The organism is Streptomyces sp. NBC_00154, from assembly GCF_026342835.1.
Lineage (GTDB): Bacteria > Actinomycetota > Actinomycetes > Streptomycetales > Streptomycetaceae > Streptomyces.
Genome location: NZ_JAPEMI010000002.1, coordinates 223874 through 236770, shown reverse-complemented (window position 1 = coordinate 236770; position 12897 = coordinate 223874). Strand labels below are relative to the sequence as shown.

Annotated in this window: 11 protein-coding genes and 1 pseudogene; 9 read left to right on the top strand and 3 right to left on the bottom strand. The window is 68.9% G+C overall.

Going from position 1 to position 12897, the window contains the following annotated elements:
* The first annotated feature begins 63 nt into the window (after positions 1-63).
* On the top strand, positions 64-1956 hold the full coding sequence (locus OHA03_RS37440) for a sulfatase (protein WP_267008478.1): 1893 nt from the start codon (positions 64-66) through the stop codon (positions 1954-1956).
* 112 nt (positions 1957-2068) lie between these two features.
* Entirely contained in the window at positions 2069-3748 is a 1680-nt protein-coding gene (locus OHA03_RS37435) for a glycosyltransferase family 39 protein (RefSeq protein WP_267008477.1), read from the top strand.
* A gap of 63 nt (positions 3749-3811) precedes the next feature.
* On the opposite strand, the gene OHA03_RS37430 is transcribed toward OHA03_RS37435, so the two are convergent.
* Positions 3812-4570, bottom strand: coding sequence for a CDP-alcohol phosphatidyltransferase family protein (locus tag OHA03_RS37430; RefSeq protein WP_267008476.1), 759 nt, complete (start codon positions 4568-4570; stop codon positions 3812-3814).
* A 113-nt stretch (positions 4571-4683) separates the two neighbouring features.
* Here OHA03_RS37430 and OHA03_RS37425 point away from each other — a divergent pair, with 113 nt between their 5' ends.
* The 5 genes and pseudogenes from OHA03_RS37425 to OHA03_RS37405 form a co-directional block, all read left to right on the top strand.
* Positions 4684-5691, top strand: a complete 1008-nt coding sequence (locus OHA03_RS37425; protein ID WP_267008475.1) for a zinc-binding alcohol dehydrogenase — start codon at positions 4684-4686, stop codon at positions 5689-5691.
* A gap of 111 nt (positions 5692-5802) precedes the next feature.
* A complete protein-coding gene (locus OHA03_RS37420) occupies positions 5803-6201 on the top strand; it encodes a 6-carboxytetrahydropterin synthase (RefSeq protein WP_267008474.1) in 399 nt (132 codons plus the stop codon).
* The gene (locus tag OHA03_RS37415) at positions 6174-7331 is read left to right on the top strand and encodes a glycosyltransferase family 4 protein (RefSeq protein WP_267008473.1); all 1158 of its coding nucleotides are present in this window, start codon (positions 6174-6176) and stop codon (positions 7329-7331) included. Before OHA03_RS37420 ends, OHA03_RS37415 begins: the two co-directional genes overlap by 28 nt.
* A complete protein-coding gene (locus OHA03_RS37410) occupies positions 7328-8296 on the top strand; it encodes an SAM-dependent methyltransferase (RefSeq protein WP_267008472.1) in 969 nt (322 codons plus the stop codon). The genes OHA03_RS37415 and OHA03_RS37410 overlap by 4 nt, the downstream gene beginning before the upstream one ends.
* Positions 8297-8325: 29 nt before the next feature.
* A pseudogene (locus OHA03_RS37405) lies at positions 8326-9240 on the top strand (YbhN family protein); the annotation flags it as partial.
* Here the strand turns inward: OHA03_RS37405 and OHA03_RS37400 are convergent.
* Together OHA03_RS37400 and OHA03_RS37395 are read right to left on the bottom strand one after the other, a co-directional pair.
* Entirely contained in the window at positions 9172-10077 is a 906-nt protein-coding gene (locus OHA03_RS37400; RefSeq protein WP_267008471.1) for a RibD family protein, read from the bottom strand. The pseudogene OHA03_RS37405 and the gene OHA03_RS37400 sit on opposite strands and share 69 nt — an antisense overlap.
* Positions 10074-10904 (bottom strand): creatininase family protein, encoded by an 831-nt coding sequence (locus OHA03_RS37395; RefSeq protein WP_267008470.1) that lies wholly within the window; start codon positions 10902-10904, stop codon positions 10074-10076. Before OHA03_RS37395 ends, OHA03_RS37400 begins: the two co-directional genes overlap by 4 nt.
* Before the next feature lie 214 nt (positions 10905-11118).
* On the opposite strand from OHA03_RS37395, the gene ribA reads away from it, so the two are divergent.
* Together ribA and OHA03_RS37385 are read left to right on the top strand one after the other, a co-directional pair.
* Positions 11119-11775 (top strand): GTP cyclohydrolase II, encoded by a 657-nt coding sequence (gene ribA / locus OHA03_RS37390; protein WP_267008469.1) that lies wholly within the window; start codon positions 11119-11121, stop codon positions 11773-11775.
* A gap of 326 nt (positions 11776-12101) precedes the next feature.
* The gene (locus tag OHA03_RS37385) at positions 12102-12668 is read left to right on the top strand and encodes a hypothetical protein (RefSeq protein ID WP_267008468.1); all 567 of its coding nucleotides are present in this window, start codon (positions 12102-12104) and stop codon (positions 12666-12668) included.
* The last annotated feature ends 229 nt before the right edge of the window (positions 12669-12897 follow it).

Here is a 12897-nt window from a genome sequence, read left to right as displayed (position 1 = left end):
AGCTTTCCCACGAAACCGCAGTGCTTGCTTGAACTGGAGCCGCCTCCAAGCCGTACATGATGGGTGGCGGAATCCGGCCCCCCAACCTGGTCCGCCGTGCCACCATTTGGCTTCGCACGGAAGGATCTTCGGGTGTCGCACCCTGACCACGCTCCGGTCCCGCCCCATACAGATAGCGCACGCACTGAGGAGAGCCCGACACGGGACGGTTCCCCGGAGCACGTCCCAGGCTGTGACGCCGCGGGCCCGGACGGCGCCGCAGGTGACGACCCCGGCGAGGCCGTCGCCCGTGGCCGGCGGGAAAGGCATCCGGTCGCGGTGCGGAGCGTGGCGTGGGTGACCACTGCGCTGGCCACCGCGCTCGTGCTCTTCGCCCTTCTTCTGCCGAACCAGGTCAGCCGACTCACGCCCGGCGCATTCGCCCGCATTCCGGTGGAGGGGATCCTCGGCGTCGCCATACTGCTCGTCCTGCCGCCGAAGGTGAGGCGGGTGATGGCGGTGCTCGCCGGGGTGGGCCTCGGCCTGCTGACCATCGTGAAGTTCCTCGACATGGGTTTCTACGCGAGTCTCGACCGGCCGTTCGATCCGGTACTCGACTGGATCCTGCTCGACGATGCAGAGGCGTTCCTCAGGGACTCGGTCGGCCGGGCCGACGCGATCGGTGCGCTGATCGGGATCGCGGCCCTCGCTCTCGCCTTGCTCGCCTTCATGACGCTGGCCGTGGTCCGGCTGAGCCGCCTCTCGGTCCGGCACAGCGCCGTGGCGACCCGTACCACCTTGGTGCTCGGGACCGCCTGGATCACCTTCACGGCACTCGGCACGCAGATCGCCGGTGTGCCGGTCGCTTCCAGGAACACGGCCACCCTCGTCGAGGACCGTGCCGACTCGGTGCGTGCCGGCCTCAGGGACGAGCGGGAGTTCCGGAAGGAGTCTGCCGTCGATGCCTTCGGCGACACCCCGGCCGACCAGCTGCTGACCGGGCTGCGCGGCAAGGATGTCATCTTCACCTTCATCGAAAGCTACGGCCGCTCCGCAGTCGAGGACCCGGCGATGGCGTCACAGGTCGACGCGGTGCTCGCGGACGGGACCAGTCGGCTGAGCGCGGCGGGGTTCTCCTCGCGAAGCGGCTGGCTCACCTCCCCGACGACGGGCGCCGGTAGCTGGCTGGCCCACACCACCTTCATGTCAGGCCTGTGGATCGACAATCAGCAGCGCTATCGCAGCGTCACCTCGAGCAACCGCCTGACGCTCACCGGCGCCTTCCGGCGCGCCAACGCCTGGCGGACGGTCGGCATCATGCCGGGCGTCACCCGGGCCTGGCCGGAGGGGAAATTCTTCGGCCTCGACCACATCCACGACTCCCGGCAGCTCGCGTACAAGGGCCCGAAGTTCAGCTGGACGCCCGTACCCGACCAGTACAGTCTGTCCGCGTTCGAACGCCTGGAGCACGGCAAGCCGGGGCGCGACCCATTGATGGCAGAGATCATTCTCGCCTCCAGTCACAATCCCTGGGCGCCGATACCAAGGATGACCGGCTGGGACGAGGTCGGTGACGGCTCGGTGTACTACGCCATGAAGAAGGCCGGCAAGGACCCCAAAGAAGTGTGGCGGGACCCCGCCCAGGTGCGAACCGAGTACCGGCGTGCCATCGAGTACTCGTTGCACAGCCTCATCTCCTACGTGGAGAAGTACGGCGACGACAACACGGTGCTCGTCTTCCTCGGTGACCACCAGCCGGTGACGACCGTCACCGGCGGCGAGTTCGGCCGGGACGTACCGGTCGCGATCGTCGCCCGCGATCCGGCCGTGATGGACCGTGTTTCCGGCTGGGGCTGGCAGGACGGCCTGAAGCCCGGCCCGTCCGCTCCGGTGTGGAAAATGGACACCTTCCGCGACCGCTTCCTGACCGCCTTCGGTCCGCAGTCAGGCCCCGATTCGTCCCCGCCGACCCGGTGACCAGAGGCATCAGCAGGTGACCAGGTGGAGCCATGGTGTCGCGTCGAACCGCCACAGCACAGTCGACGTCACGTCGGATGCGCGACAGAAGGAATGGAAGGTTCGCGCACTGATGCGGCAGGCCGCTCGACGAGCAGGCGAAGGGCTGCGGAGACACCGACGGTGGCTGTTCGCACTCGTCGTGGTCGCGCTCCTCGCCGAGATGGCGGTCGCGATGGTCACGACGGCCGTGAAGCAGACCCCGACGATCGACGAGCCCGTGTACGTGGGCACGGCGGAGATCTACCTGCAGCAGCGCAGCCTGCGCTACAACCCCGAACATCCGCCGCTGGGCAAGCTGCTCATCGCGTCCGGGACGGCATTCGCCGACGCGCACCTCGACCGCGCCTTCGTCGGCGATCAGACGGAGCTCGGACGGCACCTCCTGTACGAATCGGGCAATGATCCGTGGCGTCTGATGCTGTTGGCGCGGTTGCCGATGATCGTGCTGACGCTGCTGTTCGGGCTGGTTGTCCTCGCGTTCGCCCGTGACCTCGCCGGCCCCGTGGGCGGATTGGTGGCGCTCGGTCTGTACGCGTTCTCGCCCGACATCATCGCGCACGGGTCGCTGGCCACACTTGACGTGCCGATGGCCGGCTTCCTGCTGACGTCGGTCTGGTTGCTGTGGCGGGCGCGGCGGAGGCCTCGCCACTGCCTCCCGCTGGCCGGAGGGGCGCTCGGCGCGGCCGTGGCCACGAAGATGAGCGCGTTGCCCGCGGTTCCGGTGCTGTTGTTCCTGGTCGTCCTGTCGGTCTGCTACGCCCACCGGACGCGCAGCCCCGGCCCCCGCGAGCGGATGCGGCTTCTCGTGCTCGGCGTGGCAGCCGCCTTGGTCGTGGCGCTGGTCGCGATCGCCGTGGTGTGGGCCACCTACCTCGCCGTCGACCCGCAGTTGCGATGGGCCGGACCCGAGAACCTGCCGGTCACCCACGGGTGGCGCGCACGCGTCGTCGACCGGCTCCCGTTCCCGGAGCCGTACCGGGACGGTATGCGCATCCAGTTCGGCTTCGAGAACATGACGTGGAGCGGCTTCCTGTTCGGCCGCCATTACCACGGTTCGCTGTGGTATTACCTGCCTGCCGCGCTGCTGATAAAGACGCCGCTGGGCATGCTCGCGCTGTGGTCGACCGGTGCCGTCGCCACCGTGAGGGTGCCCCGGTTGCGGCCTGCGGCACCGTACGTACTGGTTCCCCCGGTGGTGCTGCTGGCCGCGGCCCTGACCGGGTCCCGTGATCTCGGCGTCCGGTACGCCCTCTTCATGCCGGTGTTCCTGGCCGTTGCCGCGGCCGGCGTGACCGCCTTCCGACGGCGGTCGGCGCACATCGCGACCGCGGCGCTGATCCTTTTCGTTGCGGCGAGCTCGCTGCGGACGTACCCGTACTACCTGCCGTACTCCAACGAGGCGTTCGGCGGTCCGACCAGGACTCACCTGCGACTGCACGACTCGAACGTCGATTGGGGTCAGGACCTGGGCCGGTTGGCCGCCCGTCTGCGGCAGCGGTACCCGGACGAGAGGATCTGGCTCGTCTACAAAGGCAGCGGCGTGCCCTCCTACTACGGCATCGACGCGTCCGACCCGCGCAAGGTCCCCCCGAGCGAGGTTCACGGGCTCCTCGTCGTGTCGGACTCCTCGGTCGCCAAAGCCGATCGCCGTCTGGCGACGCTGATCAACACCAGCAAGCGCATCGACGAAGTGGGACACTCGATCACGATCTACCGCCGGGCAGCGAGCGAGCACGGGGCACTCCAGTGAAGTGGCCCCAGTGCGAAGAGGTCCCTCACAACCGTTCCACGACGTGACCGGTCAAGCGAGCGATCATGCGTTTTCGAACATCCTGTCCCGGACCTCCCCTGCGTTTTCACGGGACCTGACGCACCACAGCCACCCGATGTCACGCGCGAAGGACCAGACGAGCAGTGCCAGCGCCACGAGGACTGCTGCATACGCGGGCAGACGCGGCATGATCCCGGCGCCGACGGCGAGCAGGATGATCCCCTGCAGGGCGGCCACCGTCTTACGGGCCACGCTCGGACGTAGCGGTCCCGACAGCCACGGCAGGACCCGGGCCGCCACGACGAATACGTAGCGCATGGCGCCGATCGACAGCACCCATGTGCCCAGTGACATGGCGACGTAGACGCTGAGCATCAAAATGAGGAAGGCGTCGACTTCCATGTCGAAGCGGGCCCCCAGGGAGGACGCCGTCCCAGTGCGCCGGGCGACGTGGCCGTCGACTGCATCGAGAATCAGCGCCACCGTGGTGAGGGCGACCAGGACGCCGACCGGCGGTCGGCTCACGAAGGAATCTGCGACCAGCGCGGTCACACCCCCGACGAGCGTCGTTCGGACCAGGGTGACGCCATTGGCGGGACCGAAGGGCCTGTTGCCCGCCTGGTCCAGTGCACGTGTGAGGACGGCCCACACGCCGGCTGTGAAGACCAGGCCTGTCAGCCATCCCGCGGTTCCCAGTCCGGTCGTCGTGCCGAGAAGAACCAGCAGGAGTGTCTGCCCCGCTGCCCCCGACGCCGTCTCCGGCCGCAGCAGACGAGTTCTGTATGTGCTACTCCGGGTCACCGCGCGCCGTCCTCCTGCCGTGTGACACATTCGCCGAGAGCCGCGTACGTTTACGCGGTCTCACGATCATCAGAACGTAAACCATCACCCGAGCGTTCAGCAGGAGGTCATCGATGGAGCGCACCGCACGCGCCTTCTGGCTCCGCTCCCCCGGCCATGGCGAGATACGGGATGTTCCGCTGCCGGAACCGGCCGGCGACGACGTCGTGGTGCGCACGCTGTTCTCCGGTGTGAGCCGTGGCACCGAGAGCCTCGTCTTCCGCGGCGGCGTACCGGGGAGTCAGTACACCGTGATGCGGGCGCCGTTCCAGGACGGTGATTTCCCCGGTCCGGTCAAGTACGGCTATCTCAACGTCGGCCTTGTCGAGGAAGGGCCGGGTCACCTCGTGGGCCGTACGGTCTTCTGCCTCTACCCGCACCAGAGCCGGTACGTCGTCCCCGCGAGTGCTGTGACCCCGGTGCCGGACACCGTCCCCGCCGGGCGGGCCGTGCTGGCCGGAACGGTGGAGACGGCGGTGAACGCCTTGTGGGACGCCGCACCGCTGATCGGCGACCGGATCGCCGTCGTCGGAGCCGGCATGATCGGCTGCTCCGTCGCCGCTCTTCTCGCCCGGTACCCCGCCGTCCGCGTCCAGCTGGTCGATTCCGATCCCACCCGTGCCGCCGTTGCCCGGGCGCTGGGCGTCGACTTCGCGCTCCCCGAACATGCCCTCGGCGACTGCGACCTCGTCATCCACGCCAGCGCCACCGAAGGCGGGCTCACCCGCTCGCTGGAGCTCCTCGCCCCGGAGGGCACGGTCCTGGAGCTGAGCTGGTACGGCGACCGGCGAGTCAGCCTGCCGCTCGGGGAGGCCTTCCACTCCGGTCGTCTGGTCCTGCGCGGCAGCCAAGTGGGAACCGTCTCTCCGGCCCGGAGCTCCCGCCGTACCTTCGCCGATCGGCTTGCGCTCTCGCTCGATCTGCTCGCCGACCCCGCCTTCGACGCACTGATCACGGGCGAATGCGCCTTCGAGGAGCTGCCGTCGGTGCTGACCAGGATCGGCAAGGGTGACCTTCCCGGGTTGTGCCACCGCGTGCGGTACGACACGACTCCGGCGCCACGGGTGCCGGCTGAGCGTTGAACGAAACTCGCCATTGAACCTGCCGGGCCGTGAACGCACAGCATGTTCCAGCCGTACTGAACGACAAGGGCCGCGAGCGGCCACATGGGTCGGACCAGGAGGTCACAGCCGTTGTTCAGTGTCACCGTCCGCGAGCACTTCATGATCGCCCACAGTTTCCGCGGGAAGGTGTTCGGTCCCGCGCAGCGTCTGCACGGAGCGACGTACGTGGTGGACGCCTCCTTCCGCCGTCCCGAGCTGGACGCCGACAACATCGTCGTCGACATCGGGCTGGCCACCACTGAACTCAAACGCGTGGTGGGCGAGTTCAACTACCGCAACCTCGATGACGAATCCCAGTTCGCGGACATCAACACCTCGACGGAATTCCTGGCCAAGGTCATCGCCGACCGCCTGGCCGACCAGGTGCGCGCCGGAGCACTGGGCGAGGGCGCACATGGCCTGACCGGCATCACAGTGACCCTGCACGAATCACACATCGCATGGGCGAGCTACGAGCGGCTCCTGTGAACCCCGCGGCTGCCACCACAATGACCGGGCGCTCGGTCATTGTGGTGATGCCCGGTGGCGTCGACGATCCGTCCGCGCCGAGTGGGGGCAACACCTACGACCGCAGAGTGTGCCGGGACCTGCCCCGGATCGGCTGGCAGGTCCACGAGTACGCCGTCGCGGGCACCTGGCCACAGCCCCGAGCCACCGCACGTGCGGAACTGACCCGGATACTCGGGGAGTCGGCGGACGGCGCCGTCGTCGTCCTCGACGGACTCGTTGCCTGCGCCGTCCCCGAGATCATCGTTCCCGAGGCCGAACGGCTGCGCCTGGTGGTGCTGGTCCACCTGCCGCTGGGCGACGAGACTGGCCTCACCTCTGGCACGGCAGCAGCCCTGAACGCTGGAGAGCGCAGGACGCTGCAGGCCGCGGCGGCAGTCGTGGCAACCAGTGACTGGGCGGCCGTCCGGCTCGTGACCCACCACGGACTCGACCCCGGCCGGGTCCACGTCGCCGCCCCCGGAGCCGACACGGAACCCCTGGCGGTCGGCACCGCAACCGGTACCGACCGCGCACCGAGCCTGCTGTGCGTGGCCTCTGTGACTCCGCGCAAGGGGCAGCTCCAGCTGGTGGAGTCCCTCGCGGCCGTCGCAGATCTTCCGTGGAACTGCGTCTGCGTCGGCGGACTGGGCCAGGATCCCGGCTACGTCGCCCGGATCCGGGAACAGATCGGGCGGCACAGCCTCGGCGACCGGGTACACCTCGTCGGCCCACGGACAGGCACTGAGTTGAACGCGAGCTACGCCGCCGCCGACCTGCTGGTGCTCGCCTCGCACGCCGAGACGTACGGCATGGTGGCGACAGAGGCTCTTGCCCGCGGCGTCCCCGTACTGGCGACGGCGGTCGGTGGACTCCCGGAAGCGGTCGGACACGCACCCGACAGGGGCGTGCCGGGCTTCCTGGTACCACCGCAGGACCCGGCAGCATTCGCCTCGGCGTTGCGCCTCTGGCTCGGTGAGCCGGTCGAACGCCGACGTGCGAAGGAGGCCGCCATGGCTCGGCGCACTGCGCTGGCCGGCTGGGACACGACTTCGCGCAGTCTGGCCGCGGTGCTGGAACAACTCCGCCAGGAATCTCGGGAGGCCGCGTGAGCGGGACCGGTGCAACTCGCTATGCCCCGGAGTGGCTGGCGCTGCGGGAGGGTGCCGATGCGGCCGCCCGCGCATCCGGACTCCTCGGCCCGCTGCAGCGGCACCTGGAGGCCGCAGCCAGTCGGCCCGGTGGTGCAGAACCGGCGTCAGCGCGCTCGACGTTGGTGATCCGCGATCTCGGGTGCGGCAGTGGTTCCATGGGCCGCTGGCTCGCTCCCCGGCTGAACGGCCCCCAGCACTGGATTTTGCACGACCACGACCCGGATCTGCTCGACCTGGCCGCTGCTCGGACGCCTCGTACGGCCGCCGACGGCAGTCCCGTGACCGTCACAACAGAACGTGGCGATGTCGCGCGACTGACCGCGAATGTCCTCGCAGGCACCTCGCTGGTGACAGCCTCCGCTCTGCTGGACCTGCTCACCCGCGACGAGCTGAACGGGCTGGCCGCGGCCTGCGCCGGGGCCGGTTGCCCGGCGCTGCTGGCGCTCTCCGTGGTGGGAAGGGTCGACCTCACCCCGGCAGACCCGCTGGACGCCGAGATCGCGCACGCGTTCAACGCCCACCAGCGCCGCGTGGACCAGGGCCGCCGGCTCCTCGGGCCCGACGCCGTCACGGCGGCCTCCGAGGCCTTTGCGTGCCATGGCCTGACCGTACGAGAGCACGCGAGCCCATGGCAGCTCGATTCTGATCCTCGCTCTCTGCCCTGCGACGGGACGGGCCGGACGCAACGGGCCGATCCGTGCGGATCAGGAATTCGGGATCCGGACCCCGGCGAGTCCACGCTGTTGACGGAGTGGCTACGGGGCTGGGTCGGCGCCGCTCGTGACCAGCGGCCGGACCTCGCACAGCGTGCCGATGCGTATCTGCGGCGCCGTCTGGCGGAGTGCTGGGCAGGCGAGTTGCAGGTTGTGGTGCATCACCAGGATGTCCTGGCCCTGCCCGGGCCGACGGGTGGGTCCTCGTGACACGGCGGGTCGTACGGGCCCGTCTCGGCATGCTCGCCGGAACGGCCATCGTCGCGGGGCTGCTGTGGTGGCAGGGCACCGACGTCATCGTGGACGGCATGCGTGGGATCGACGGCCTCACCCTCTTGGCCGCTCTGGGTCTCGGCATGCTCACCACCGTGTGCAGCGCGTGGCGTTGGTGCCTGGTGGCGAAAGGGCTGAGCGTACGGCTGCCGCTGGGCCGGGCCGTCGCCGACTACTACCGCGCTCTGTTTCTGAACGCGGCGCTGCCCGGTGGCGTCCTCGGCGACGTACACCGTGGTGTGCGGCACGGGCAGAGTGCAGGTGACGTCGGCCGAGGGGTCCGCACCGTCGTCCTCGAACGCGTTGCGGGCCAAGTGGTCCTCGTCGCAGTCGGCGTGACGCTCCTGCTCACGCAGCCCTCCCTGGCGCTGGACAGGATCGGCCACCTCGCCGATCGGATCGCCACTGCGCCGGGTGCCCTCTCCGCCCTCCTCGTGATGTCCGGTCTGGTGGCCGTGGGTGCTGTGCGGCTCCGCGGGAAGCAGTACACGTCTCGATGGCACCGCGCGGTTCGGGCCGCGCTGGCCGAAGTGCGCCTCGGACTGCTCGCCCGGGGAAGCTGGCCGGGGGTGTTGATCTCGTCCCTTGCGGTGCTGGCAGGGCATCTCGGTATGTTCCTGCTCGCCGCCCGAACCGCAGGATCGACGGCGCCGGCGACCGAACTGGTGCCGCTGATGGTGCTGGCGCTTCTCGCCATGGCACTGCCGCTGAACGTCGGGGGCTGGGGGCCGAGGGAAGGGGTCACCGCATGGGCCTTCGGAGCTGCGGGCATGAGTGCCGCGCAGGGACTGACCGTCGCCGTGGTGTACGGACTACTCACCTTCGTCGCGAGCCTGCCCGGTATCGGCGTGCTCGTCACCCACTGGTTCACCGGGATGCGTCGTCCCCAGATCGAGCTCGAAGAGAGTGTCCTCGCCGAGAGCGGCACGCCGGGTCGGTGGACGAAGCGCGTCGCGCATCAGCTCCGGGCCGGGGAAGCCGAGCCCCGGGACGCCGTCGCCGAGCAGGACCGGTGCCACTGTGAGGTAGAGGCGGTGCAGCGCCCGCGCGTGGAGGAAACGCGACACGGTGATTCCGCCGCCCTCGACAAGCACGCGGCCCAGCCCACGGCGCGCGAGTTCCCGCAACAGGCGTCGAGGCGCGAACGCAGCGGTGTCGGGCAGGGGCAGTATGTCGATGCCGTCCATGGCCGGAACGGCCTGACCCCGCTCCTTGTCCACGCCCACCACCCACAGGGTGGGTGCTGCCCCGTCGCTGAACACTCGGTGGCGGAGCGGTACCCGGCGGTGCGGATCGAGGACAACACGAACCGGGTTGCTACCCGCGCAGGTACGGACCGTCAGCTGGGGATCGTCCGCAACAGCGGTGCCGGCACCGATGACCACCGCGTCGGAGAGAGCACGCAGGTGGTGCAGATGGTCGCGGTCCTCCGCGCCCGTGACGTAGTCGGCGTCGCCGGTACGGCTCGCGATGAATCCGTCCAGGCTCTGTCCCAGCTGCGCGAAGGCGAAGCGCGGACCGCCCAGGCAGAGCGGCAGATAGCGGTCGGCGAGGATATCCGCCTCGGGCGAGGCGCACCCCCACCGGCGCCGGCCGTCGGTTCCCCGGATCAGTCCGGCGGCCTCGGCATCCGCCTCGGACCGGATGCCGCGCAGCCGCTCCCAGGCTTCCGCCGCATCAAGCATGCCGTCGCGTTGTTCCGCGGAGCGACCGGTCACCGCGTTCCCCGCCGGGCGACGGCCGACGGCCGGCTGTCCGCGACGCCGGACGACCGGGACCCGGGCTCCGCCGGGACCAGGAGCTCATCCGGTGTCAGAAGTGAAAGGTACTCAGTGAAGGAATCAGCGAGACCGGTCAACAACTGCTTTCCCTTTTCGGCAGATGCCAAGGAAGGACGGCCGATCACGCCGGATTCCGTGTAGGCCCGCATACCGAGAGTGAGCAGATGCTTCCGATCGTCGGCGAGGAAGTCGGAGGTCTCATGGCCCGGGCGGATCATTCCTGGATCCACATGCAGCAGGATGGACGTCTCCAATTCTCCGGCATGCATGTCACTGTACGAAGACGTACGCAGACCGGCCCTGTCCCGCGCCTTGTCCCAGTCGGCCGATCCGGGGAATAGCGCCATGCGGGTCCCGGTCCCCGCCGACTCCTGAACTACGTTACGCAGTGCATAATTTCCACCGTGTCCGTTGACCAGAACCAGGTTATTGATACCGGATCGACGGAGCGATTCAGCGATGTCCCGGACAACGGCACACAAGGTGGTCGCAGAAATGCTGACCGTTCCCGGCCAAGCGGCGTGCTCGTGCGAGCAGGAGATCGTCACCGGAGGCAGACGGTGCACCGCATGGGTGGCGGCGATCTCCCGGGCGATGGCGCAGGCTATGAGCGTATCGGTCATCAGGGGCAGGTACGGCCCATGTTGCTCGAAGCTGCCGATGGGAAGCACTGCGACACCGGCCCGGCCGGCCCCCGCATCCACCGTCGTCGTGTCCAGTGACAACAGATCAGATATCGGTGTGCGCCCTTGCCGTTCACTCATGTTTCCCGACCCATTCCTTCTTCACGCCACGCGACCTGCCCACCGGCCGGTCCGAATAGGGCAGCACACGGAGGGGAGTTCCGTACGCCTCCACGAGAGCAGGCTACGCAAAGTCGATGCATTCATCAGTCGAACACGATGAACAGGAAGACCACTTGTCTTCCTGTCGTCGACTTCCGGCCCACCGATCAAGGCTACCCGATATGATCGGGCCATGATACAGAGCGATGGCGCACACCGCGACAGCGCGCGTTCAACAGGCGCTGAACGAGCGACAACTGTCCAGCTGTCAACCGAGCACGGTGTATTCCGTGCTGTCGGCTACTTGGATCACAATCGCAGGGATGAACAAATAGCTCTGGTATACGGCGACATCGAGGGAGACGATGCGCTCACCCGGGTACATTCGGAGTGTCTGACCGGAGATACCTTTGGATCCAACCATTGCGAGTGTGGGGACCAACTGTCCGCGGCACTAAGCGCCATCGTGGGCGAAGGACGCGGCGTACTCATCTACCTGCGGGGTCACGAGGGCCGGGGAATCGGCCTGTTGGCCAAGCTCCGGGCGATGCAGCTCCAGGCAGAGGGACTTGACACGGTCGAGGCGAATATCGCGCTCGGACTCCCTGTCGACGCGCGCGACTACCAGGTGGCGGCGGAGATTCTGCACGACCTCGGCGTCCGATCCGTACGACTGTTGTCGAACAACCCACGCAAGCGCGAGGCGCTGCTGCAGCACGGCATCAAGGTTACCGAACAGGTTCCGCTGCTGACACAACCGCGTGAGGAGAACCTCGCCTACCTGCGGACCAAGCGAGAACGCCTTGGCCATCACCTGCCGCATCTGGATGGCGGGATCGACCAGACCTGACGCGTGAGTGAAGCCCGGTGCGCGGCGCAGCCCGCACAGGGGCGTCCGGTTCCGATACCCGGGGCTCCGGTGGCGGAGTGAGCCGTTCGGTGTATTTACTGAGACGGTGCGGAGCCGGCCGCTCACGAGGCAATGCAGCAGAGCCGGACGTGACCCCTCGTCAATGGTCCGCATCCTGCCCGTACGAGAACACCGCCGGCCGACTGCCTCCGCTGATCAAGGACCTCACCTCCGTGACGGTGGAAGCGGTCCGCTCAACGTCGCCGGGACACCCGCGGAGGTAATCGACCCCGCGCTGCCGGACTCCATGAAGGGATGAGCGGCCTATGACAGGAATCAGCGGTCCGGCCCGGCACCTGCGTGGTCTCCTGGCCGGGGCCGCCGCGGGCGCTGCCGGGACCACGGTCCTGGACACGGTCGGGTACCTGGACATGGTGATCCGCGGCCGAGGAGCGAGCACGACACCCGAGGTCACCGTGGAGCGGCTGTCGGAGACCCTGCACGTTCCGATCCCGGGCGACGAGAACGCACGGGAGAACCGCGTCAAAGGTCTGGGCCCCCTGACCGGTATAGCAGCGGGTGTGGGGATGGGCGCCCTGCTCGGCCTCGCTCTCTCCTGCGGCTGGCGGCCGGGCAACGCGGTCCTGACCGCCACGGCGACCACGGGGGCGCTGATCGGGACCAACGGCCCGATGACCGTGCTGCGCGTGACCGACCCGCGCACGTGGTCACGCTCCGACTGGGTCGCCGACATCGTTCCGCACGTGGCCTACGCGCTGGTGACCGTCGCCGTCGTCAAGGGCCTGGAACCCGGCCCGGCCGATCGCACCGGCGGGATCCGTGCGGGAGTGCGGCAGTGCGGCACCGCGCTCCGGCACACCCTGTGCTCGTGACCTGACCGACGCGCACGCGGGAGGGGCGCGGGCAGCTTCGAGCAGGCCCTGTTCGACCAACCGCGGGCCGGTGGCGGACCATCAGCGTCGCCCATTGGGTCCGGCGGCTCCCGCGGGCAGCGGCACCCGGCGCTCGCGCAGCGCGGCCATCAGCGGATGAGGCGTCGCCCATCATCCCTGCCTGCACGAACGGGACCGGCCGGCCTCCGCTGCCAGGCCGCCGCACGTA

Coding starts and splice junctions, on each gene's coding strand:
- OHA03_RS37385 (WP_267008468.1), top strand. CDS start 12,102: ATGACAGGAATCAGCGGTCCGGCCCGGCACCTGCGTGGTCTCCTGGCC.
- OHA03_RS37415 (WP_267008473.1), top strand. CDS start 6,174: ATGGGCGAGCTACGAGCGGCTCCTGTGAACCCCGCGGCTGCCACCACA.
- OHA03_RS37425 (WP_267008475.1), top strand. CDS start 4,684: ATGGAGCGCACCGCACGCGCCTTCTGGCTCCGCTCCCCCGGCCATGGC.
- ribA (WP_267008469.1), top strand. CDS start 11,119: ATGATACAGAGCGATGGCGCACACCGCGACAGCGCGCGTTCAACAGGC.
- OHA03_RS37395 (WP_267008470.1), bottom strand. CDS start 10,904: ATGAGTGAACGGCAAGGGCGCACACCGATATCTGATCTGTTGTCACTG.
- OHA03_RS37435 (WP_267008477.1), top strand. CDS start 2,069: ATGCGGCAGGCCGCTCGACGAGCAGGCGAAGGGCTGCGGAGACACCGA.